Origin of the sequence: Ideonella sp. (assembly GCF_041914305.1) — a bacterium.
GTDB lineage: Bacteria > Pseudomonadota > Gammaproteobacteria > Burkholderiales > Burkholderiaceae_C > Ideonella.
In genome coordinates, this window is record NZ_JAYSDQ010000005.1 from 103407 (window position 1) to 127186 (window position 23780).

Annotated in this window: 17 protein-coding genes and 1 tRNA gene; 11 read left to right on the forward strand and 7 right to left on the reverse strand. The window is 65.2% G+C overall.

Annotated features, from left to right (window positions below; translation table 11 throughout):
• Positions 1-129 precede the first annotated feature (129 nt).
• Complete coding sequence (locus tag ACE3SG_RS08450) at positions 130-360, reverse strand: hypothetical protein (RefSeq protein WP_374564089.1); 231 nt, start codon at positions 358-360, stop codon at positions 130-132.
• On the opposite strand from ACE3SG_RS08450, the gene ACE3SG_RS08455 reads away from it, so the two are divergent.
• From ACE3SG_RS08455 to ACE3SG_RS08475, 5 genes are all read left to right on the forward strand, one after another.
• Complete coding sequence (locus ACE3SG_RS08455) at positions 346-1929, forward strand: flavin monoamine oxidase family protein (protein ID WP_374564091.1); 1584 nt, start codon at positions 346-348, stop codon at positions 1927-1929. The two genes, ACE3SG_RS08450 and ACE3SG_RS08455, sit on opposite strands and share 15 nt — an antisense overlap.
• Before the next feature lie 146 nt (positions 1930-2075).
• Positions 2076-4148, forward strand: a complete 2073-nt coding sequence (locus ACE3SG_RS08460; RefSeq protein WP_374564093.1) for a lipoxygenase family protein — start codon at positions 2076-2078, stop codon at positions 4146-4148.
• Between the two features lie 102 nt (positions 4149-4250).
• Positions 4251-6404, forward strand: a complete 2154-nt coding sequence (locus ACE3SG_RS08465) for a thiamine pyrophosphate-binding protein (protein WP_374564095.1) — start codon at positions 4251-4253, stop codon at positions 6402-6404.
• A gap of 38 nt (positions 6405-6442) precedes the next feature.
• Positions 6443-8131 carry a flavin monoamine oxidase family protein gene (locus ACE3SG_RS08470; RefSeq protein ID WP_374564097.1) on the forward strand — a complete coding sequence of 563 codons (1689 nt, stop codon included), beginning with the start codon at positions 6443-6445 and terminating at the stop codon, positions 8129-8131.
• 38 nt (positions 8132-8169) lie between these two features.
• On the forward strand, positions 8170-9975 hold the full coding sequence (locus tag ACE3SG_RS08475; RefSeq protein ID WP_374564099.1) for a hypothetical protein: 1806 nt from the start codon (positions 8170-8172) through the stop codon (positions 9973-9975).
• A 13-nt stretch (positions 9976-9988) separates the two neighbouring features.
• Here the strand turns inward: ACE3SG_RS08475 and ACE3SG_RS08480 are convergent, their stop codons facing one another.
• On the reverse strand, positions 9989-10762 hold the full coding sequence (locus tag ACE3SG_RS08480; protein ID WP_374564101.1) for a hypothetical protein: 774 nt from the start codon (positions 10760-10762) through the stop codon (positions 9989-9991).
• 363 nt (positions 10763-11125) lie between these two features.
• On the opposite strand from ACE3SG_RS08480, the gene ACE3SG_RS08485 reads away from it, so the two are divergent.
• Positions 11126-12856 carry a galactose oxidase-like domain-containing protein gene (locus ACE3SG_RS08485; protein WP_374564103.1) on the forward strand — a complete coding sequence of 577 codons (1731 nt, stop codon included), beginning with the start codon at positions 11126-11128 and terminating at the stop codon, positions 12854-12856.
• Between the two features lie 158 nt (positions 12857-13014).
• On the opposite strand, the gene ACE3SG_RS08490 is transcribed toward ACE3SG_RS08485, so the two are convergent.
• Complete coding sequence (locus ACE3SG_RS08490; protein ID WP_374564105.1) at positions 13015-13839, reverse strand: alpha/beta fold hydrolase; 825 nt, start codon at positions 13837-13839, stop codon at positions 13015-13017.
• A 207-nt stretch (positions 13840-14046) separates the two neighbouring features.
• Positions 14047-14745, reverse strand: a complete 699-nt coding sequence (locus ACE3SG_RS08495; protein WP_374564107.1) for a hypothetical protein — start codon at positions 14743-14745, stop codon at positions 14047-14049.
• Between the two features lie 293 nt (positions 14746-15038).
• On the opposite strand from ACE3SG_RS08495, the gene ACE3SG_RS08500 reads away from it, so the two are divergent.
• A complete protein-coding gene (locus ACE3SG_RS08500; RefSeq protein WP_374564109.1) occupies positions 15039-15404 on the forward strand; it encodes a PilZ domain-containing protein in 366 nt (121 codons plus the stop codon).
• A gap of 48 nt (positions 15405-15452) precedes the next feature.
• On the opposite strand, the gene ACE3SG_RS08505 is transcribed toward ACE3SG_RS08500, so the two are convergent.
• Complete coding sequence (locus ACE3SG_RS08505; protein WP_374564111.1) at positions 15453-15857, reverse strand: RidA family protein; 405 nt, start codon at positions 15855-15857, stop codon at positions 15453-15455.
• Positions 15858-16046: 189 nt separating this feature from the next.
• On the opposite strand from ACE3SG_RS08505, the gene ACE3SG_RS08510 reads away from it, so the two are divergent.
• Positions 16047-16967, forward strand: a complete 921-nt coding sequence (locus ACE3SG_RS08510) for a LysR family transcriptional regulator (RefSeq protein WP_374564112.1) — start codon at positions 16047-16049, stop codon at positions 16965-16967.
• A 61-nt stretch (positions 16968-17028) separates the two neighbouring features.
• Here ACE3SG_RS08510 and ACE3SG_RS08515 read toward each other — a convergent pair whose 3' ends face one another.
• Both ACE3SG_RS08515 and ACE3SG_RS08520 read right to left on the reverse strand, forming a co-directional pair.
• Positions 17029-19407, reverse strand: coding sequence for a hypothetical protein (locus ACE3SG_RS08515; RefSeq protein WP_374564114.1), 2379 nt, complete (start codon positions 19405-19407; stop codon positions 17029-17031).
• A 13-nt stretch (positions 19408-19420) separates the two neighbouring features.
• A tRNA-Ser gene (locus ACE3SG_RS08520) sits at positions 19421-19493 on the reverse strand.
• A 280-nt stretch (positions 19494-19773) separates the two neighbouring features.
• On the opposite strand from ACE3SG_RS08520, the gene ACE3SG_RS08525 reads away from it, so the two are divergent.
• From ACE3SG_RS08525 to ACE3SG_RS08535, 3 genes are all read left to right on the forward strand, one after another.
• Positions 19774-21726 (forward strand): AAA family ATPase, encoded by a 1953-nt coding sequence (locus ACE3SG_RS08525; RefSeq protein WP_374564116.1) that lies wholly within the window; start codon positions 19774-19776, stop codon positions 21724-21726.
• A 113-nt stretch (positions 21727-21839) separates the two neighbouring features.
• Positions 21840-22793, forward strand: coding sequence for a Ku protein (locus tag ACE3SG_RS08530; protein ID WP_374564117.1), 954 nt, complete (start codon positions 21840-21842; stop codon positions 22791-22793).
• A gap of 10 nt (positions 22794-22803) precedes the next feature.
• Positions 22804-23697 (forward strand): tetratricopeptide repeat protein, encoded by an 894-nt coding sequence (locus ACE3SG_RS08535; protein WP_374564119.1) that lies wholly within the window; start codon positions 22804-22806, stop codon positions 23695-23697.
• Positions 23698-23780: the final 83 nt, after the last annotated feature.

Genomic DNA, 23780 nt, shown 5'->3' on the forward strand with positions numbered 1-23780 from the left:
GAAGCTTGAGCACAGAGCCCGCACCGGCGCCGCTACGGCTGGCGCCCGCGCGGTGAGGGCTGCGACGCATCGCCAGCGCCACGCCGCCGGCGCGGTGCGACACCAAGTGAATGGGAGAACGCCATGTCATCAAAAGACCTCGAGGCCGCGCGACAGCAGCGCGAACAGCGTCACCAACTCGTGTCGAAGAACCGAAAGGCCTTGTTCGATCGAATCGACGCGCACTTCAAAGATCTCGACCGCCAGCGCGGCCGGCGAAGCCCGGGGGTGACGACGGCCGCGCGAACGGGCGGCCCCTTGCGAATCGGCATCGTGGGGGGCGGCATGGCGGGCCTGTACGCCGCAATGCTGCTCGATCAATTCGGTATCGACTACCACGTGATCGAGGCCTCGGGCGAGCGCCTGGGCGGGCGCGTGCGCACGCACTACTTCAACAACGAATCGCACCAGTACGCCGAGCTCGGGGCCATGCGCTTTCCCGAGTCGTGGCTGCAGTCGCGGTTGTTCGGCTTCTGGGACCACCTCAACCAGACGGCGCCCAGCACGCCGGGGGCGCGCCAGATCACGCGCATCCCCTACATCCTGTACGACGCCAGCACCGACCCGAAGGCCGGCAACCTGCTTTGCTACAACGGCCAGCCGCCGGTGACGCGCAACCAAGTCGTGCTCGACAACTCGCTGCTCGGCTTCGACGAGTATTTCAACGGCCCCGAGTTCGACTACTTCAGGGACGCGAACGGCAAGATCAAGCCCGCCCAGACCCTGCTGGACAACGCCATCCAGCCCTTCATGGACCTGCTCGGCAGCGGCCACATCGACCAGGCCTGGGCCGAGATCCTGAAGTACGACGGGTACTCGGGCCGCAGCTACCTGCAAGAGATCGGCGACCGCCACAAGCCCTACCCGGTGCGCATCGTCGACTACATGGAGAGCGTGCTCAGCTACACCGGCGTCTACGACCTGGCGTTCATCGAGATGCTGCTGGACAACTTCTCGTTCGACGACACGACGCATTGGTCGGCGATGGACGGCGGCACCGCCCGCGTCGCGCAAGAAATGGCCAACCGCGTCCCGCGCGAGAAGGTGACGATGGGGGCCTCGGTCTTCCGCGTCGAAGAAAAGGGTGACCGCACGGTGGTGCACTACCGGTTCGGCGACGGCAACCTCACCGAGTCGGCCGAATTCGACCGCGTCATCGTCACCGTGCCGTTCTCGGTGCTGCGGTTCATCGAGACACCGCGGTCGTGGTCGGTGCAGAAGCTCGAGGCCATCCGCATGCTCAAGATGACCAATGCGGTGAAGGTGGCGCTTGGTTTCAAGAGCCGATTCTGGGAAAGGCCGGGGCCCTACAGCGCCCGCATGGCGGGTGGCCAGAGCAACACCGACCTGCCGGTTCGCAGCGTGGTGTACCCGTCTTTCGGGATCGACCAACCCGGGCCGGCCTACATCCTGGCCAGCTACTGCTGGCAGAACGACGCCGACAAGTTCGCGCACCTGACGCAAGAGCAGATGTTCGAAGCCTGCCTGCGCCACGTGGTCGAGCTGCACGGCGAGGTGGCGCGCGACGAGTACCTGGGCCACGGCGCCTCGATCGTCTGGAACAACGACCCGCTCGCCGGCGGCGGCTTCGAGTTCTTCGCGCCGGGTCAGTTTCTGCAGAAGTTCATGGACGCCCGCGAGCCCGAGGGCCGCTTTCACTTCGCGGGCGAACACCTCGACATGGTGCACTACTGGATCGCCGGGGCCTACGACTCGGCTTTCCGCACGGTGTGGGAAATCCTCGTGCTCGAAGGCCGCATGGACAAGGCCACGATGGAGCGCCTGCGCGACGCCCTCGGCGGCGGCCTCATCCTGCCCACGATGGTCCCCTACTTCGGCAGGAAAGACATCGAGGACACCGCGCGAAGCGTGTTCGCCGACCTGGCCTGATCCGCCCACACCGGTACCACTCCGGCCCTGCATCGGCCCCACACCGCCCCGCTCGCTCGCCTGCCGCGGGCAGGCGAGCGCCACGCCATTGAAACGCGTCGATGGTTGCCATCGACCGCCCCCGTCACTGAAAGGTCATCGACACCATGGACTCGAACCTGACTTCGAAGCTTGCCGGCATCCCGGCCCCGATGCGGGCCTACATTAGCCAATTGGCCAAGCCCCCGCACAGCCGCTACGCCACGGCACAGGCCGTGCCCGCCACACGCGGCCTGGCTGCCGCAGCCCAATCGCCCGTGGTCGACTTCGTCTACAGCGGCCTGACCCCCACCGACCTGACCTACGACACCAGCCAATACCCCGTGGCGGGCACCTTCCAGGGCGTGATGCCGCCATGGCTCAACGACGCCTCGCTCGTGCCGGCGAACTGGGGCTGGAGCAGCATATGGGACGCCTACAACAAGGAGCGTGCCGCACAGGTGCAAGCCGAGGTGGCCTATGTCCAGGGCAACGTGCCGGGCCAGACCTACACGGCCACGACCACGGCTGGCCTCATCCAGCAGTGGTACACGCAAGGCATGTGGGACCCGAACTACGTGCCGTTCTCCCCGGGCGGCGCGTTGCCTGCGCCTTTCCAGCCCGACCAGACCGCAACGCTGACGCAGAACTGGATCGCCGACGACGCCGAGTTCGCCCGCCAGCGCCTGGGCGGCGCCAACCCCAACGTCATCCGTGCCGCCGATGCCGGCAGCTACAACGTCGCGCTGTGGGTGCAGCGCTCGGCCAACGGCAGCAGCCTGGCCGCGCTGGCCAGCACGCTGACGGCCGCACAGAACGCCAACAACCTCTACGTGTGCGACTACACCACGGTGCTCGGCAACGCCGTGAAGAACAAGTTCGTCGTCAACGGGCGCTTCCTGGCGGCACCGATCTGCTACTTCACGGTCGACGCGCAAACCAACGCGCTGATGCCGCTGGCCATCCAGATCACCGGCACCAACGTCGAGGGCTACATCTTCACGCCCGGCGACCCGAACGACCCCAACGGCGACGCCTGGCTGCTGGCCAAGCTGTGGGCAGCGTCGGCCGACCAGCAATGGTGGTTCAGTGGCTCGCACCTGTTCAACGCCCACACGATCGACATGACCTTCGGCATCGCCGCGCTGAACCAGATCCAGCTCGGCACGCTGTCGGCGACCCATCCGCTGGTCGTGCTGGCGCAGCCGTTCCTGGCGCAGGTGTTCGACATCAACAACGTCGTGATCGCAGCGCCCGGCACCAATGAAAGCGGCATCTACCAGAAGAGCAGCACCGCCACCGCCAACTTCTGCGACGCCGTGCTGCCCACCGGCCGCATCGGCCTGTACCAGGTCGTCAGCGACCTGTTCAAGAACTACGACTTCGACGCCAATGCGTTCCCGGCGCAAATGACCAACCGCGGGTTGCAGAGCGGCGCGATCGCGAGCGTGCCGTTCCCCTACCGCGACGACGGCCAGGTCTGGTGGCAGGCCATCCAGGCCTTCGTGAGAGGCATCGTCGGTGCCACCTACACCAGCGATGCAGAAGTGGCCGCGGACGCTGGCCTCAACGGCTGGATGAACGCCGCACAGACCGCGTTCAACCACGATGGCCAGACCCGCTTCACCTGGCAGCCGACGATGGTGGACCTCACCGGTGCGCTCACCAACCTGCTGTTCACCTGCTCGGTGCAGCACACCGCGGTGAACGACACGATGCTCGCCGGCTGGGCCTTCACGCCCAATGGCGCGTTCGCGATGCAGGCCGCCCCGCCGATGGACGCCCAGAGCGTGACCCGGCAGACCGTGCTGAGCTCGCTGCCCAACCCGCAGGACCCATCGGCGCTGAACAACGTCATCGTCAACCAGATCGCCTTCGTGATGAACGGCACCGCCGGGGTCACGCCGCCCGACACGCTGGCCCAGACCAGCGACAGCCCGGCGTCGATGCAGGCTGTCTTCCCCTACGCCGCTGGTTCAAACCAGTTGGCGGCAGTGACCCAGTTCTGGGACACGATCTGGACCGGGCCGGCATCGGTGAACAGCCAGATCACCAACAACCAGAAGGCGCGCATCGAATCGTGGAAGGGGTCGACGCCTGTGCCGAACAGCTTGGCCTACTACTACCTCAGCCCGGCCCTCACACCGTGGACGGCACCGGCCTACCTCAATTCGGCGGTGATGAACCAGATCCAGATCTGAGTTCGCTCTTCTTTCCAGCCCCTCGCCCTGCCGCGCCGTTCGCCACGCGGCAGTGCCTGGGCACCCTCGACCAGGAGAACCACCATGCCGCAAAGCGGGCTCATGTCCAGCCGACAGTTTCTTCGCCACTTCCGCACGCCCGATGGCCTGCCCACCGCGCCTGCCCGGGCCGCGCGGGCGTTCGGCGCCACCGCGGCCACGCAAGCCGAGACCGTCGCGTCGTACCTGAACAAGCGACTTGCCGAGATCGGCGTCAAGCACGTGATGGCGATCCCCGGCGACTACATCAGCGAGTGGGTCGAGACGCTCGACACCCCGTGCAATGCGGGGCTGGTGCGCGTGCATCCCAACAACGAGATGTGTGCCACCTATGCGGCCGATGGCTACGGCCGCGCCACCGGCGGCAAGACCGTGGGGTGCGTCGCGACGACCTACGGCGTCGGGGCGCTCAATGCGACGCAGGCGGTGGCCGGCGCCTTTGTCGAGAACGTGCCGCTGGTGCTGGTCAACGGCACACCCTCGACCGCGCAGTTCAACTCGCAGCGTGACCAGGGGGTGCTGTGGCACCACATGTTCGACGGCTCGCTCACCGACCTGCGCATCTTCGAGCAGATCACCCGCATGGCCGTTCGCATCGACAACCCAGCCCTCGCACCCGATCTGATCGACGCGGCGCTGACGGCCTGCATCACCGATTCGAAGCCGGTCTACATCGAGATCGCGAACACGATGGAGGGCTACCCGGTCGCGCCGGTGTCTTCACGCGCGGCGCTGGTGAGATCGCCGGTGCCGCAAAGCGAATCGTCGCTGAACGAGGCGATCGCCACCGTGCTGCCGGTGCTGGCTGGCGCGCAGCGGCTGGTGGTGTTGGGTGGCGTGGAGATTGCGCGGTACTCGCTGCAATCGCGCTTCACCAACCTGCTCAACACGCTGCAGGCGCCCTATCTGTCGAGCCTGCTGGGCAAGAGCGTGCTCAGCGAATACAACGCGCCGTACTTCAGCGGCACCTACAACGGCCGCAACTCGCAGCAGAACGTGCAGGATCTCGTCAACGGCGCCGATGTGATCCTGAGCCTGGGCGTGCGCGAAACCGACTTCAACTTCTCCGGCGTCGCCAGCACCGACTACAACCCCGAGAGCCCACCCGGCTTGCCGCTCGAAAGCACGATCGAGGTGCGCCTGGGTGCTGCCCGCATCAACGCAGGCCTCATGCCCCGGAGCCAGGGCGAGGTCTACTGGGGCGACATCCAGCTCACGGCCTTCGTCACCACGCTGAACGAGGTCATCTGCGAGCCCTCGGGCCCGGCGATGAACGCGCTGGTCGCGCAGTACCCGCAGTTGCAGGCACTGCAGCAACAGCTCGTCAGCCACCAGGGCCGCCTGCCGGCCGCCCCCTTCCCGGGCATCCAGGGCGCCGTGTGGGACATCCCGACGCCCGACACCTACGCCCCGAACGCCCAGATCACCTGGGACAGCTTCAAGTCTTTCCTGCACCACGGCTACCTCACCACCTTCGGCAACGACGAGAACCACGATGCACCGGTGCTGCTGGCGGACACCGGCCTCACGTTCTACAACCTGAACAACGTCAGGGTGCCGCAGAACGGCTTCATCGCGCAGCTGGCCTGGGGCGCCATCGGCTACTCGCCGGCCGCGAGCTACGGCGTCAAGCTGGCGCTCAACGCCACCGGCAGCCCGCGCCGCGTCGTCTCGGTCTCGGGCGACGGGGCCTTCAGCCAGAGCTCGAACGCGATCGGCACCATTGCCGCGCTCGGCCTCGACAACGTGGTCTTCGTGATGGCCAACGGCGTGTTCGCGATCGAGCAGTTCCTGGTCAACGCCAATGCCTTCTGCACCGCGGCCGAAACCGCGCAGTGCACGAACCCCAGCCCGAACCCGGTGCCGCCGTTCGCGCCCTTCACGAGCGTGCCCGAGACGTCGCTGTGGAACTGGCCCGCGCTGGCGCAGGGCTTTGGCGGCGTGGGCTACGAGGTCACCACCAACGAAGAGCTCGCGCAGGTCATCGCCAAGATCAAGGCCGGCTCGCCGCCGCCTGCACAACCCTCCGGCCCCTGCACATCGGGGTCGGGTGGAACAGGTTGCTGCGATTTCGCCGGCGGCCCACCGGCGCCGCGCGGCTCTACCTTCACGCTCGTGGCGGTGCGCAACGTGTGCAACGACCTGCCGAGCAACACCCGCTGGAAGGTCGACTGCTGCGACATCCCGGCCACGTCGACCGCCTGCCCAGGCCAGTGACCGCGCCGCCGCCACCAAGACACCCCAGGAGAACCGCCATGCCCAGCTTTCACGACCTGCTGCCCGAGTCGGACGACCCTGTCGTCAAGCATTACATCGAGATCATTCGCCAGGGCCTGCCCCGCACGACGAAGCCGAAGAAGATCGCCATCGTCGGCGCCGGCATCTCGGGCCTGGCCTGCGCCCAGCTGCTCGCCGAGGCCGGGCACCAGGTGACGATCTTCGAGGGCAACACGCGCATCGGCGGGCGCGTGCACACGCTGCGTGGCGAAAAGTATTTCGGCCGCCCCGACCTTTATGGCGAAGCGGGTGCCATGCGCCTGCCGCTGGTCTACCACGAGATGCTGCGCAGCTACATCTGCAAGTACGCCGTGCCGGTGAACATCTTCTTCCAGGTCGATGTGCAGAAAGACACCATCAACCAGCAGAACCAGAGCGAGGTCATCTGCAAGGGTGCGCCCGCCAAGGCGCCGACCAAGGCCTACAACTCGTGGACCTTCGTCAACGGCGTCAAGATGCGCACCCACCAGTACCTGAGCGAAGACTTCCCCGGCAAGGCGCTCGGCTACGACCTCACCACGCTGCCGCTCGCGCAGCAGAAGATGAACGCGTCCGACCTGCTCGGCACCGCGACCAACCCGGTCAAGGACTTCGTCAACCAGAACCCGCGCGCCAACTGGCCAGTGGCCATCGAGCGCTACGACTCGTACTCGGTGCAGGGCTTCTTCAAGCAGTTCACGCTGCTGTCAGACCCCGGTATCGAGTATGTGCAGGTGCTGCAGAACCTAGAGAGCCGCAGCGCCTTGAGCTTCGTGCAGAACCTGATCGAGATCTCGCTGATCAACTCGAGCAACACCTACTGGGAGATCACCAACGGCACCGACAACCTGGTGAAGGCGTGGATCGCGCCACTGAAGGCCGCCGGCGTGAAGGTCTACTTCAACCAGTGGATCGACAGCGTCGACTACGCCCCCGAAGGCGGCACCGCCAGGCTGCGCTTCTCGCCTTTCGACAAAGCCTGGGACGGCAGCGTCGAGCTCGGCGCCGAGTTGCGCGCCGAAGGCTTCGTCGACAGTGTCGAGGCCGACGAGGTGATCCTGACGGTGCCGGTGCCCTGCCTGCGCACGGTCGACTTCTCGCCGCTGCTGCCGCACGACAAGCGCAAGCTGATCCGCGAGCTCTACTACGACTCGGCCGCCAAGGTGCTGCTGGCGTTCGACGAGCGCTTCTGGGAAACGCAGGACAACATCTGGGGCGGCGGCTCGGTGACCGACATGGCCAACCGGATGATCTACTACCCCAGCCACGGCTTCGGTGACCCGTCCGGCGTGGTGCTGGCCAGCTACACCTGGGAGACCGAGGCCCGCGGCTGGGGCTCGCTGACCAACGAGCAGCGCGTCGCCTACGCGCTCGACGGGCTGGCCAAGGTGCACGGCGAGTACATCCGCGGTCACTTCCTGGGTGGCACGTCGGTCTTCTGGGACGAAAGCCCCTTCGCGATGGGCGAGGCCGCGATGTTCGCGCCGGGCCAGCTGAGCGAGCTGCAGCAATACGTCACCCGGCCGGTCGGCAACCTGCACTTCGCCGGCGACTGGACGACCCTGCGCCACGCCTGGATCGAAGGCGCCATCGAATCCGCGATCCGCGCCTCGCTCGAGATCGAGCCCACCGAGGCGGCGCGCGCCGACCCCACCATGCTCACGCCGATCCCGCCGGTGGTGATGTAAGGCCCGGCCTCGCCGCCATCCAACCAGGAGACATCGCCATGAGCCAGACCGCGCCCTCCGACGTCCACTACCACGTCGAGATCCACCCCGAACGGCACGAGCTGCGTGTTCGCATGCGGCTGACCGGCGCCGTGGCGCAGGGGCGCATCCGGCTGGAAATCCCGACCTGGGTGCCGGGCAACTACACCTTCACCCAGCTCGGCCGCGACCTGTTCGAGGTGCAGGCCGCCACCAGCCGCGATGCGGTGCCGCTGGCCGTCAGCCGCGATGGCTGGCAGGCTTTTCACGTCGACGGCGGTGATGGTGACGTGACCGTCACCTACAGCGCCTGGGCCTACGCCACCGACCTCAGCGAGCCCTCGGGCATTCTCGACGGCCAATATGGCGTGCTGCTCGGCACACGCTACCTGCACAGCCCGGCGCACCTGGGCGCATGCACCGTGACCTACCAGCTGCCAAGCGCGTGGCAAGGCACCGTGCACCACCCTTCAGGCGCCACGCCGCTCGGCGAAAACAGCTGGCGCTACCCGAGCTACGAGATCCTGCTCGACACGCCCGTCGTGATGGGGCGATACGACATCCGCCAACGCGATGTCGCCGGCACACCGTTCTACTTCGTCTTCGTCGATCGCGGCGTGGGCTTCGAGGCCGAGGTCGACGGATTCGTCGACCAGATCGCGGCGGTCGCCGCCGGCTACGGCCGCCAGTTCGGCTCGTTCCCGTTCGACGACTACACCTTCGTCCTCAGCCTGAATCCGCAGGCCGAGTGGGGCCTGGAGCACCTGACCAGCACCATGTGCGGCCTCGGGCCCGATGTGTTCACCGACCCCGATCAGCACAACATCGGCGTCAGGGTCTGTGCCCACGAGCTGTTCCATGCCTGGAACGTGCGCCGCCTACGCCCTGCGCCGCTGATGCACGTGGCCCAAGAGTTGACGAGCGGCAGCTTCACAGAGGGCCTGTGGATGGCCGAAGGCTTCACCCGCTACTACGAGTTTCTCTCGTGCACCCGCGCCCGGGTCTACACGCCCGACCAGTTCTTCAGCAACGTGGTGGGCTACCTCGAGCACCTGCAGGCCGTGCCGGCCTACCAGCGTGTCAGCGGGGTTGATTCGTCGCTGACCACCTACCTGAACCACAGCCCCAAATACGCCGGCCGGCCCGCCAACTGCATCGACTACTACGACAAGGGCATGCTCATCGCCTTTGGCGCCGACGCGATGCTGCACCTGGGCTCACCCTCGCGATCCCTCGACACCGCGTTTCGCGGCTTCTACGAAGAATACGTGGGCGGCGGCCCGAGCGGCGCGGGCTACACCACCGACAACGCCATCGCCTACTTCAAGGGCCTGCAGCCCGAGCTCGGCGCGATGATGGAAGCGGCGGTCCGCCACCCCGAGGGCCTCACCACCGAGGCGCTGCTCGAACAGCTGGGCTTCACCGTGGAACACACCACGGTGCACCAGATCGGCGTGATGTTCCTCGATGCCGGCGCGCCCACGGTCTACAACGTGCTGGACGACACGCCCGCGGGCCGAAGCGGCCTCGCCCCAGACGACGTGATCACTGGCGTCAACGGCTTCAACTACACGCCGGCCGCGTTGTCGTGGGCGGCCGGCCATGCCGAGCCGGTGACGCTGGAGGTGCTGCGCGGCCACCGGCGCCTGTCGTTCACGATGACCCCGTCGCTTTGCCGCAAGGTGGCCCGCCTGGTCTGGAACGGCGACGAAACCCAGGCCGCCCGCCTGCAGGGCTGGCTCGAACAGCGCTTCCCGCTGCAGGCGGGCCAGGTCTTCGGGCTCGGGTTCTACGAGAACTTCCACGGCATCGAGACCGTGCTGTAGCCCTCGCCGAGGTTCACTTGCCCGACACGAAATCGATCGCCAGCGTACGCGCAATGCACACCGCGTTCGGCTGGTAGGCGTTCTCGGGCGGCGTGAACATCGGGAAGAAATAAGCCGCCACCCCGTCTTCGCACGGGTGGCCGTTGGGAGACGTGCCCACCGCGCAGGTGCCATACGGGTTGCCACAGTTGCTGGGGTACATCTGCGAGCCGTATTTCGTGGTCTTGGGCCCGCGGCAGGTGTAGGTGGGCATCGCCGGGCTGCCCTCGCACGACAGCGACACCGGCAGGTTGTACGACGCACCGCCCTGGCCCTGGCATTGGTCGCGCCGCCAGGCCTCGTCGGTGCAGGTCGAGGGGATCACGCTCACGTCGTACCAGACGCAGGAGCCGCCGCCAAAACAACCCGGTGCGCTGGCCGGCTCGAAGTTCGTCTCGACCATCGTCAGGTGGTTGGCCTGGGCCTCCCAGCAGTTGGACGGCGGCGCCTTGGCGGCCGCACAAAAGCGCGACGACCCGTTGGTGCTCGCCACATTGGCCACGCAGGTGGTGCCGGGCTTGACCCGCGCGTAAGAGGCCTTGGCCGTGACGCCGGGCTTCAGGCAACCCTGGCCCCAGCTGATCGTGCCGGCCCCTTGCTCGGCGTTCGAGAAGCTGACGTAAATGGCCGCGCTGCGATGGTTGGCGATCTTGACCTGCGTCGAATCGGACCATGCCGATGCGCAAAGACCGGCCAGGGCGATGGGCGCCAGGGCCCGGATGGCGAGTGCACGAATCTCGAAGCGCATGTCGATGCCTCTCAAGCGTGTGGTGACGGGTGTCTGGTGGACGGGTCTGGGTGCCAAAGGTACCGGCTTCCGGGGGCCGGCTTGGCAAGGGCAAACACCCAGGCCCGCCCCGCAACGGCGGCCTTCGGCGAAGGGGTGTGCAGGCCCGCGAAGCGGGCGCGCTGGCGCGGGTAGTGCAGCGCGCCAGGATGCTGCATTGATGCAAATCAATGATCGCCGTGATCAGACGTATTCCGGTGGCGCTTGACGACACCCTTGCCTAGGGATACGGGTGTGGCCGCCTGGAGGGCTAGGATGCCGAAGCTTGGCCGGACCCTGTCCAGACCAGACCCTAACGCCAATTCTTACCTGATGTTTACCGCCATGTTGAACACGCTGCGACAACGCCACCAGCAGTCACTCCGCACCGGCTGCTTCGCTTTACAGATCCTGGCGATGGCGGCTCTGGCCGGCTGCAACGGCAGCTCCAGCACACCCGATCCCGAGCAGTTGACCCAGGAAGACCTGGTGGGCGAGCACGAGCAGGCGCCGGTCGACTACGGCCCGGGGCCGGGGCTGCCGGCCGCCAGCTCCGCCCAGGACGCACGCCGGTCTGCGCTCGGGCAAAGCGGCGTGGCCCAGGCCTTGTCGGTCCCGAACGGCCCGGCCGATGCCCACCTGAAGGGCGTGTTCGGCGAGGCTTTCGGCTGGCCGCTCATCCCGCTGCACACCGTGCTGCTGCCCGATGGCCGCGTGCTGAGCTTCGGCACCAAGCCCAACGGTGCTCAGGGCGCCTTGCTGCACTATGCGGTGTGGGATCCGGCGCTCGGCACGGGCGACAGCTCGAAAACGATGCTGCCCAACACCACCGGTACCGACATCTTCTGCGCTGGCCAGGCGCTGCTGCCCGGCAGCGGCAATGTGCTGCTGGTCGGAGGCGACCGCATCGTCAACGGCAAGCGCAACTACGCGAACAACGACGTCAACCTCTTCACGCCGGCCGACAACAAGCTGACGAAGCAGTCGCAGGCCATGGCCTACCAGCGCTGGTATGCCACCTTGATCACCACCGCCACCGGCGAGCAGGCGGTGATCGGCGGGCGCATCGACCGCGCCTACGAAGGCAACGCCCAGTACCCGCCGACCGACGACACCTATGCGAGCACCCCCGAGGTGTACAGCGCGACACAGGGCTGGCGCACGCTGACCAAGGCCACCAATGAATGGGCCTACGGTTCGAAAGTCCAGGCCTGGAACTACCCGAAGGCGTGGTGGTCGCCGCAAGGCAAGGTGCTGATCTTCACGATGAAGGGCGAGTTCTTCTCGCTCGATGTCGCCGGCACCGGCACCGTGGCCAAGGTGCCCGGCGTGCTGCCGCTGGGCGCTTACAACCTGCCGGCCGCGATGTACCAGCCGGGCAAGGTGCTGTCGATCCGTGCCGGAGCCAAGGCCGTGGTGGTCGACATCAACAACGCCACGCCGGTGGTCACGCCCACGGCGTCGCTCTCGGCCGACCGCCGCTTCGGCAACGCCACCGTGCTGGCCGACGGCAAGGTCTGGGCCAATGGCGGCTCGTCGACCGGCAACGACCTGGTCGGCGCGCGCTACGACTCCGAGCTCTGGAACCCGACCACGGGCACCTGGACGATGACCGCCACGGCCACCAAGCCGCGCCTGTACCACAGCGTCTCGATGCTGATGCCCGATGGCACGGTGCTGACCGGGGCGGGCGGCGCACCCGGCCCGGTGGCCAACCTCAACGCAGAAATCTACTTCCCGCCCTACCTGTACAAAGCCGATGGCTCGGGCCTGCCGGCAGTGCGCCCGGTGATCTCATCCGCGCCCACCGCTTCGAGCTGGGGGCAGACGGTGCCGGTGGCGATGGCCGATGCGAACACGGTGTCCCGCCTGACGCTGGTGCGCTTCGGCGCGGTGACCCACGACTTCAGCAACGAGCAGCGCTTCCAGGACCTGTCCTTCACGCAAGACGGCCAGAACCTGAGCGTCACGATGCCAGCCTCGGCCAACTACGCGCCGCCGGGGTTCTACATGCTGTTCGCGCTCGACGCGCATGGCGTTCCGTCGACCGCCAAGATCGTGCGCCTGGGGGCCTGAGCCGCGCCGATCACCACACCAAGCCGGCGCGACGCCGGCTTGGGCCGCCGCCCCCAGCGGCCCGCGGTGGTGGCCATCAAGTCGTGGCCCCTATGCCCTCTTGGCGGCCCCGCAGGGTTCCTGCGCGGTCGGCACCGTAGCCTGGGGATTGCGAGACCTCAGCTCGGGCCCTGCGCCTTCTCCATGACCTGCTGAATCGCCTCGATCACCACCTCGGGCGCCACCTCTTGCACGCGGTGGTGCGCCTGCACCGGCCTGACGATCGACTGCGGGTAGAGCGCGTCCATCCGCACCTCGGCCTCGTCGGGGTCGACCGCCCAGACGTCGAAGTCGCCCGCCAGGACCACGCCCTTCAGCAAGTCCTTGACCAGGCCTTCGGGCTTGGGCGCGTTGCTCTGCGCCACCAAGCGGACGATCGGCTTGCCTTCGAGCCGCGCGCCCGCCAGCAGCGCCTCGCCCATCGGGTGGATGGCGTCGATCTCGCGCCGCGCCTGCTCTGGCGCAAACAGCCACAGGCCCAGGCGCGTGAACCACGGAAACTCGGCCACCGGCTTGACCGTGCCCACGGGCAAGGCATCGACCAGCACCATGCCGCCGACCAGGTCGGGGTAGTGGCTGGCAAACAGCTGCGCGAACTGCCCGCCGAGCGAATGCCCCACCAGGATGTACGGCGGCCTCATGCCCTGCGACTGCAAGAGCGCCAGCAGATCGCCCGCCACCTGGTGAGCCGCCTGGGGCTGGTCGGGCAACGTGCTTCGGCCCACACCGGCGCGGTTGTAGGCCAGCATGTTGCAACAGTGGGCCAGCGCCGAGGCCACCGCCTGCCACGTGGTCAGCGGCAGCATCAGGCCGTTCTCGAACACCAGGCTGGCGCGGGCCTGCGGCGCATGGCTGGCCCAGTATTCGACCTGCCGGCCACCGATGCCCACCAACTGCGTGGCCGACAGCGCCGGCGGCGACACCTGCGCCTGGGCAGGTGGCATCGGCAACAGCCCGCACAAACCGATCACGAGGGCCAGACGCCGGATGGGCAACAACATCAGGTTAGAAAGCATGCAATCAACGTCACAAAAGCCATGCCACCCGCGTCTCATGAACCGACGCTGACAACCAGGCTGCACGGCAAACGGCTGTAGTTTCTGCCAGCGGCCGAAAAGTTCCGTCTTACCGCTGGCTCAGAGCGGCCGGGGCTAACGTTTCAACTGCGCATGCTGCCGCTTCAGCACCCAGGCGGCCCAGCCCAGCGCCAGCAAGACCACAGCCGCGCCCAGCGCGTGCACCAGCGACCCCAGCCCTTGCGCCTGCGGCAGCAGCCCCATCGAGCGCAGAAGAAAGATCCAATCGTGCCCGCCGGCCTCGCCGGTGCGGCCCGACAACAACATCATCTGCGGCACCAGCGCGTCGTAGATGTACGGCGCCACGTCCAGCAACGACACGCCCAGCAGCCACAGGCCGATGGCGGCACCGAACGGGTCGCGGTTGGTCCACAGCAAGGCGCCGCCCATGATCACCGGCATCAGCAACTGGCCCAACGTGCCGCCGAAGACCGACACCCAGTGGCCAAACGGCATGAAGACCACGTGCCCCGCCTCATGAAAGATCAGCAGCGGCCGGTGCAGAAACGAACTGTTGATTTCGGCGCTGCGGTAGTCGAGCGACATCAACACCACCGCCCACACCGCAAAGCCCGTGAGCAACGCCACGCGGGCCCAGAAGCCAAGCGGGTCCACCTCGGCCGGCACCTCGAGCAACCGCTGGCGCCACGGGCTGCCCTCGTCGCCGCCGCCCTGGCTGACCACGCGCTGCGCCCTGCCCGGCCCCGAGCCCACCCGCGCCAGGATCACGCCACAAGCCGGGCACACCGCCGGAAAAGCCTGCTGCGCAGGCATGGGCGCGTGGTCGCACTTGGGGCAATGGGCGTACATGGGGCCGCAGTGTAGGCACCGTGGTGGGTGGCGGCCGCGCGCGGTCGCCTTGGGGCCCACCGGGGCCGGTGGCGCGTGACTTCGTTGACGGCGGGTCTTGGCTTGCCGGGGCAGCCGGCATCGGCTGCGGGCATCTTCTGCTCAAGTTCGGCGTCGACCGGCCGAAGAAGTGACACCAGATCCCTTCAGAACCAGGCGTCGCGGCGGCGGACACTGTCCGCGCGGCGATTGAACATTCGACTTGGACGAGCGCAGCGATGACAGATGACAAGCGTGAAGCGATCAAGGCGGCCATTGCGGACGCGCTGGATCGGCGCAGAGGGATCCGCAAACCGCTGAGCGTGCGCGCCGGCATGGTGGTGGCCGGCAAGCAGATGACGGCCCGCACCATCGACATCGGCGTGCGGGGCCTGGCGGTCGAGGTCGACGAGGCTTTGTCCGCCAAGGCCGAGTGCTTCGTCGTGCTCACCCTGCCAGTCGACGGCCATGGCCACATGCTTCGCCTGCAGGCCTGCGTCACGCACGCGATGCGCAGCACCACCCACGGGTTTCGCGTTGGCCTCGAGCTGACCAACGTCTCGGCGGAAAACGCCCGCTTGATCGAGCAGTTTCTCGCCGCGTAGCCAGCCCAGGCCCCAAGCGGATGGCGGCGACGGCGCTGACGGCCCTTGTCAGTCGACCACGGCAGTGGCTTCGACTTCGACCAGGACACCCGGCTCGAACAAGACCGACACGCCGATCAGCGAAGCCGGCGCAGGCGCCGTTTGCAGCTCGTCCGCTACACGCTCGAGCCCTGCCACGAGCGCTGGCATGAGCTCGAGCCGCCAGTCGACCACGTAGAGGGTCAGTCGAACGACGTCCTTGAATGTTGCGCCGGCCGCTGCCAGCGCTGTGGCCACGTTGCGATAGGCCTGCGCGACCTGGGCGGCCAGGTCGCCCGGCCCGACGAGCTTCCCGTCCGGGCCATAGGCGACCTGCCCGGCGACGTGCACTTGCTTGGTTCCCGTCGCGATGGCCACCTGTCGGTACACCTCGGGTTTGAAGAGCCCTTCCGGGTTCATGAGCGTCACAGGCATGAAGGCTTTCAGTGGATGGCGATGCGAGTCACTGTAGACAGGCCACTGTCGAATCAGCGTCTACACACAGGCGACGGCGTTTCGTTGGATCTGTGCCCTTGCCTCTGGCGGCTGAGGCACGCTTGGCGCTGCTAGCATCGGTCGGCCCCCGTCTCCCGAGAGCCTTTCGCCGAACGGCAAGCCCCTTTCATGCTGCGCGCCCACCTGAACGACATCCTCGTATTCATGGCCGTTGTCGACAGGGGAAGCTTCGTCGCAGGCGGTCAGGCCATGGGCTTGACGCGGTCGGCGGCCGGCAAGGCGATCAGCCGGCTGGAAGAGCGGCTCGGCTCACGCCTGCTGAACCGCACGACCCGTGCCCTGAGCATGACCGGCGAGGGGCGCACGCTCTACGAGCACGGCCTGCGGATCCTCGAAGCGGTTGATGCGGCCGAAGAGAGCGTGGCCGGCCCTGGCGGCGTGCCCAGAGGTGTCCTGCGGATCACATTGCCCGACGCCTTCGGCCGCCACGTGGTGCTGCCGGTGCTGAAGAAGTACCTCGATGCATGGCCGGAGGTTCAGGTCGAAGTCAACCTCACCGATCGCCTGGCCGACCTGGTCGAAGAAGGATTCGACCTGGCCCTGCGCATCGGCGGCGCCGACCTGGACGCCGGGCTGGTGTCGCGCGTCGTGGCGAGCTACAAGGTTTCGGTCTGCGCCTCACCGGCCTACCTCGACCAACGCGGAACACCCGCCACCGTCAGCGATCTGGCAACCCACGACTGCCTGCTCTTCAGCAGCCAGGCCCGCAGACAGAGCTGGCATGTGCAGAACGAAGTCGGCGAATGGGTCAAAGCCGAGGGGCGCAGCCGCTTGAGGCTGGACAGTGGTGAGGCCATTCGGCAGGCTGCGGTCGCAGGTCTTGGTTTAGCATTCCTGCCCGCGTTCCTGATCCAGCAAGACCTGGTCTCAGGGCGGTTGCGACACGCCCTTGCGGATCATGATTTTGGCGAAGTGAAGGTTGTCGCGATCTACCCCACCAAACGTCTGTTGGAGCCCAGGGTCAGGCGATTCATCGACTTGCTGGTCGATGAGCTGGGGGTCGAGCAAGGCGACGAAGCGGCAGGCTGACCGTAGCACAGCGTATTGCACCGAAAGACCCTCCCCTTGCGCCTCTGGACGAATCGTTTCGCTAGGCAGTTTTCGGCAGCATCAGCCAGTGCCTCTGGCTCGTCCAGCCCAAGAAGACTTGGTGCACTGCTCCGCGACCACCGCTTCCCTCGATCGCGAACTCCAGCCCTCTCAATGCAGGCTCGAAGCGCAAGACGAAGTCGCCTGACTGTTCCATCACGTGCTCGCGCGCCCATCGCAAGAAGCCGCCCGCGGAGGGTTCGTCTTGCGAGAGGAAGAACACCATCTGTCGCCATGCATAGGCGGCGTTCTTGATTCGCACCAGTCCGACGTGGTATCCAGCTTCGGGCAGCTGTAGATGCTGAACTAGCCACGCAAAGCAGTGCTTTGCCAAAGAGTCCCATCGGCCTGTCAGCGACTCGCGAACACCAGGCAACGAGGCCAGCGCTGCCAGGTTGTGGGTAGTCAGGATCAACTGCTGCTCAATGACTTGGCCATTCACGGCTGGCCGGTACGTTCCGAGGCTGACTCCGGCACGGGTAGCGCAAAGTCGAGCCAAGGCGTCAGGCCCGCGCGCACCTGTCCGGCGAGCACTTGGCTCGGGCGCGGCAATAGCCTCTGCGAGGTCGGCCAGCACGCGGTCATAGTCGATGGCGTAGTAGCGCGAGTAGATTGAATCGCCGAGCACCTTCGCGGCAAGTCCAACAGCCTCGCTGAATTTGCGCGAAAACTGCCCCATGAAGATGTCGGCGGCCACCTCTTCAGTCAGAGGAATTGACAAGTTTGCACCGCGCGCCAGCGCAACAAGCTCTTGAATCAGCTTGTTGGGCAAGATCGCCTGAGGGAAGGCCTTCAAGGCCAAGGCAGAGGTCTCGACCAACGCCTGCAGCGCAAGCTCCGCCGCTGGCAAATCTTGGCGGCGATAACGCTCGATGGTCTGTACCCATGGCAGCTCTTCGATCTGCACCTGCTTCTGCAAGTCCAGCAACAGCAGAGAGCGCCGGCGGCGAAATGCCCGATAGACCGATCCATAAAGCCCGCGCAGCGAGGGATCTTCGATCCCAGCGGCGCGCAAGCCAGACGTCAGTTGCGGCAGAACCTGAGCCAGCACCTCGCCCGACGGAATGAGCCCTCGTTCGACGAGGCCCTCGACCGAATCGCGAAGACACCGTTCCAACTTGCGCGCGATGGCGGCTGGGACAAGCGCGCCCTGCGCCAAGCGCTCGCCCAAAGCCTCCCCAGGCTGTATGGGAGCGATCAACTCCGTCAGGTCATCCAACCCATCGTTCTGGGCAAGCTTCGCCAGCCGCTGGCCCACATGGCGAGCAATCTCTTGGTACGTAGGCGCCGTAGCGTGAGGCAACTGTCGATCACGTACCGCCCGCGCCAACTCGGATCCAGGCAACCCCCGGCAGGCGACGTAGCGCGCGAGCGTCAGGCGGATCCGCCCGACCTCCCGTCCAGTGAGTGAGGCAGGATCCTTCAAAACGGCGTCGAGGCTGTCTATCAGCATGGCAAGCGTCTCGTTCGAACGAGACGCCTTGCCACAAGATTGGTGTTGCTTGCGAGCGGTGCGCAGCTCGGCCATCAGCACGGTGCCGCGATCACGCCAACCTGCCGGGTACTGAGCGCATGGCCAGCCCCCTTCGACGACGAACTGACCCTTCGGGCCTCGCTGCCACCGACCCGAGTCGTCTTTCTTCGCTACCGGCGGCTTGCCGACGACAGTCTCCAAGAAGAGCGCCACCAAGCGGTCGTAGAGCGGCGTCCACACGCCGACCGCTTCGCGCTGAGCCAGCACCCGCCGGTTGGGCGGAATCCGCTCTAGACGATTGGCCACCACGCCAACGGTTTCCAGACAAACCTGGGTGCCAAAGCTCCGCGGCACATCAGTCAACACGGGATAGAAGCGCAGTTGCGCCATGTGAGGTGCGATGGCGTCGAGCAACTCGCGCCCTTGGTCCGCATGCCCCTGATCAGCGAGCCATGCGACAACGAGCAGCGCGCCCTCCTCCGGCACCTCCACCTCGTAGCGACCGGAGGTCAGCGCGTCGCCCAGCCTGCGAAGCCCTTCATCAGAGAGGAAGTAGCGGTTCAACGCCAAGCGCGGCAGCGGATCGGACTCCAGTCCAAGCTCGGCAAGGAGATGGCGCTCATGGGCTCGAAGTGGCCCAGCCGACAGCGCGTGGCCAGTCGCGAAGCCACCCGTCACGACTTCGAGCGTCACCCAGGTGGGAAGGCTACCCACCGCCTGCCGCTGACCCGGAACAACATGGCCGCTGAGGATGTTGTTCAGCGCATCCGTCCACCGCCGCACTCGCTCCAGCGCCTGTGGGTCTCCGCTCTCGTTTGCGCGAGCCAACGCGCGCGCCAGTTGTCCAGCCGGGTATCCGATGGAAATCTGCGGCGAGCGAGGCGGATCTTCTTCGTCGTGATGCATAGGCTCGATAGGGGTCCGAGGGCTGGCTTCGAACCAGCGCCTTCCCGGTTAGCAGCCGGGCGTTCTTCCTGCTGAACTACCTCGGAGCAGAAGTCTGTTGATTCTGCGGCAAGCTGGAGTTGGGTCCAAGGCGAACGGCATCGAGCGAGAAAGCTATGCAACGCAAGACCTGACCCTCGCCAATGACCCTCGCCAACGTGCCTTCGGTACGCGTGATCCACGCTGCGCGAACGCTGGCGTACCGAGCTCTATGCGGCGACTCGACCCGTTTGAGTCCTAGAAACGTCAAGCAGGGTTAGCGTGAATGTTGATACCTGCGGACATGCGGCCCACTAAACATGTATTTCTCGCTAAGGGGGTTCAACAGTGAATTTCATTCAAAAGCGCCCGCACAAGGGCTTGTCCATCGTGGCTGGACCAGAAATCAATGGCTCGATCTCACTACTGACTGGTCCAAATGGCTGCGGGAAGACCAGATTTTTCGAGGCGGTTGCGTCAGGCGCCATCATTACTCGCGACACAGGTCAAAACCTATTAGAAACAGAAGATATTAAGTATTTTGATTTTACGACCTTTAAGCCACAGCTACCATTATCCATAAGAACCACTAGACTCGCGGAAGAGTCCCTGGAATCGTACAGACGATATCGAGCTCACTTCAACCGTGCGCGACAAGCCGCATACGATCCAAAATACTTCCCAGGCGACGGCCTTCGCATGGATCACCTTTACGATTTAGTTCAGGAGATCGCAACGGCAGTGGGAAAGAATCCTCACGAACTTACCGATGTTGAATTCATGCTGCACTTCAAATCTCCAACGCCCACTAAAGATCCCTTCCAGGGGCAAGGGATAGTGGAGATTTTTGATGAGTACGCGAAGCGAAGAGAAAAGAACCAATACTACCAATTTCTGGCGACCCAAAAGAGAGTCAAGACAGAATGCCTCGATGACACAACGTTCGTTGAACGATTCGGCCCTCCGCCTTGGGAACTGTTTGACGCACTGCTTCATAAGGTATTTCAAGGGAAATATAGCTTAAAGGTAGAATCCGGCAATATCGAATATGCTGGATTTAGTGCCAAATTGGTGGCAGAAAATGACCTCATGCTAGACATCAGCCAACTCTCGACCGGAGAGCAGGTGTTACTTACAATCGCAGTTTCATTATTTAGGGCACAGCTCCCATCTGCTTCGCAGCATTTAGGAGGCAAGCTTCTTCTACTTGATGAACCGGACGCCTATTTGCATCCGAAGATGGTGACTCAGATGTACTCGGCCTTCGAAATGATCACTCAGTCCTGCGGCGCTAAGATTATTTTCTCGACCCATTCGCCCACGACGGCAGCACTTGCCCCTCGCGACAGCATCATCTTGCTGCAGGGAGACCGCCTAACAAAAATTAGCAACGATGCAGCAGTGGGCGCCCTTTTGGACGGCGTCACCCAAATTGCTATCGACCCGGAAAATCGTAGACAAGTTTTCGTCGAAAGCCATTTCGACGCGGCGACTTACCAAATACTCTACGCCTGCCTGAAGCGAAAAGAAAACCTACTTGACGAAAAAATATCCATCGAATTTGTGCCAAGCGGCCCCAAAATGCCTCCCCTATATGTTGAACAGGCTCTGACAACGGTCTTTGGTGAGCAAGCAAAAGCGCAAGCCGGCAAGTTCCTAACCATTCTTAATGGGAGCGGCAACTGCGACCAAGTTTATTCAACCGTTAATAGCCTAGCCGAGCTCGGCAATCGATCAATCAGAGGATTAGTAGACTGGGATGCAAAAAACAAATCCGCAGCATCCGTTGTTGTTATGGGCGAAGGCGTCTACTATACAAAGGAGAACATTTTCATTGATCCTCTCGCGACTGCAATTTTCGTTGCCACCAAATGTGGCAGCTGCAGCGGCCTGTCCGCACAGGAGATCAGTGGTTGCGACGGGGGGATCAACAAGTGGTTAACAATTGATGGCGTCCCGCAGACTGCAGCAGACTGGTTTATCAAACGATTGCTGGGAGCCGACAACGCGAGGGATCACCGTGTCAAGTATATCGGCGGCCTGGAAGTTTTATCCGACAAGCGCGTTGTCAGCATGAATGGGCACGTTCTCAGCGAAACGTTTGTGGAAAAGACGGAAGCATTGAGGAAATTCGTTCGTGGTCCGGGCAGGAAGGATCTTGCTCACCTAGTTGCGGAAGAGGTAATGATTGACTTAACCGGCGGCGACTTGATTCCCGTCGTTTTCGTGCAGGCATTACAAGAACTTCAAAAGCCAGCCGAGGCGATTGGGCACACTGCTCAAACCGCCGGTCAACCTTAGCGTTCTGGGCGCGCGCAGCTGGATATCGAAAGTAAGGAGTTACGCTTCCACGACCGCTCGGAACGCTTTATGCTCCATTCCCCGCCCTACCCCCTTGCGGTTCAGGAGCCCCCATGGCAGCCCGTTCCATCGCATCCTTGACCCTCAGCTTCGGCCTGGTCAACGTCCCGGTGAAGCTGTATTCGGCGACCGAGTCGTCGAGTGCCGTGAGCTTCAAGATGCTGGCCAAGGATGGGTCGCGGGTGAAGCAGCAGTACGTGTCCGAATCCACCGGCAAGGTGGTCGAGCGGGCCGAGATGGTGAAGGGCTACGAGTTCGAGAAGGATCGGTTCGTACTCTTCACGCCCGATGAGCTGAAGGCGTTGGACGAGGCGGCGAGCCATGTGATCGAGATCGTGGCCTTTGTGCCCGAGGCGTCGGTGGACCCGATCTATTACGACCGCGCCTATTTCCTGGCGCCAGACAAGCGCGGCGGCAAGCCTTACGCGCTGCTGGGCGCGGCCATGCGCGAGAGCGGGCGTTGTGCGCTGGCGCGCTGGACGAGCAAGGGCAAGCAATACGTGGTGCAGGTGCGTGCGGTCGAAGACGGCCTGGTGTTGCAGCAACTGCTGTATGCCGACGAGGTACGCTCACTGAAAGACCTGGACATCGAGCCGGCCGATGTGTCGCCTGCTGAGTTGAAGCTGGCGCTGCAGTTGATCGACCAGATCTCGCGTGACGAGTACGACCCGACCGAGTTCAAGGACGAAGAAAAGGGCCGCGTGCTGGCCGCCATCGACGCCAAGATCGCCGGCAAGCAGGTGGTGGCTTCGGCCCGCAGTGAAGAGCCAAGCAGCGGCCAGGTGATCGACCTGATGGAGGCGCTGCGGGCCAGCATCGGCCAGAAGGCCGGCAAGGCTGCCGCCGCGCCGGCCAAGGCCGGCAATGGCAAGGCCGAGAAGCCGGCCAAGGCGGCGGTTGAGGCCATCCCCGCCGGTGCGCTGAAAGAGCGCAAGCCGGTGAAGCGCGCGCCGAAGCTGCTGGAAGAAGTTGCCGCCGCGCCTGCGCGCACCCGTGCACGCAAGTGAACGAGCGCCCGTGAGCGAACAAACGCCTGCTGTCGACACGCCCTACACGCTGCGCCACATCGAAGAGATGCTCGGCCTGAGCCGCAGCGTGGTCACGGGCCTGGTCAACGCCGGCTTCGTGACGCCCGCGCGCGGCCCGCGCAACGAGCTGCGCTTCTCATTTCAAGACGTGGTGCTGCTGCGCACCGCGCACCACCTGCGCGCCGCCAACATCCCGCCCAAGCGGCTGCTGAGCTCGCTCAAGTCGCTGCGCGATCGGCTGCCGGCCGAGCTGCCGCTTAGCGGCCTGCGCATCAAGGCCGTGGGCAACCAGGTGGCGGTGAAAGAGGGCGATGCTCAATGGGGGGCCGAGTCGGGCCAGTTGTTGATGGACTTCGAGGTCACGCCGGCCACGGGCCAGCAAGGCAGCGTGGCCTTCTTGTCGCGCGAAAGCTTGCACCAGGCCGCCGCAGCGCCCCCCGCGCCGCCCTCACCCGAACACACGGCGCAAGAGTGGTACCGCCATGCCGAGCAGCTCGAAAGCGCAGATCCCCCGTCGGCCGAAGAGGCCTATCGCCAGGCCCTGGCGCTGGAGCCGGACCACGTGTACGCCGCGGTGAACCTGGGCGCCATGTTGTGCGAGGCGGGCCGCTGCAAAGAAGCGATCGAGGTGCTGGAGCGGGCCATTCGCCAGAAGCCGGACGAGCCGCTGCTTCATTTCAACGCCGCCATCGCGCTGGAAGACCTGCACCGCCGGCGCGAGGCGCTGGCCCGGTACGAAGCTTGCCTGAAGCTGGCACCAGATTTCGTGGACGCGCACCACAACGCCGCCAAGCTGTACGAACAGATGGGCGACCGCCAGGGCGCGCTGCGCCACTACAGCGCCTACCGCCGGCTGCAGCTGGCGGCCAATACTGAGTCGTGATCTCTGCGCCGTGACCACCGAGCCTTAGACGAAACGTGAAAGCCCCCACCCCAGCGTCGCGCGCCACCCGGGCCCCAGCCCGA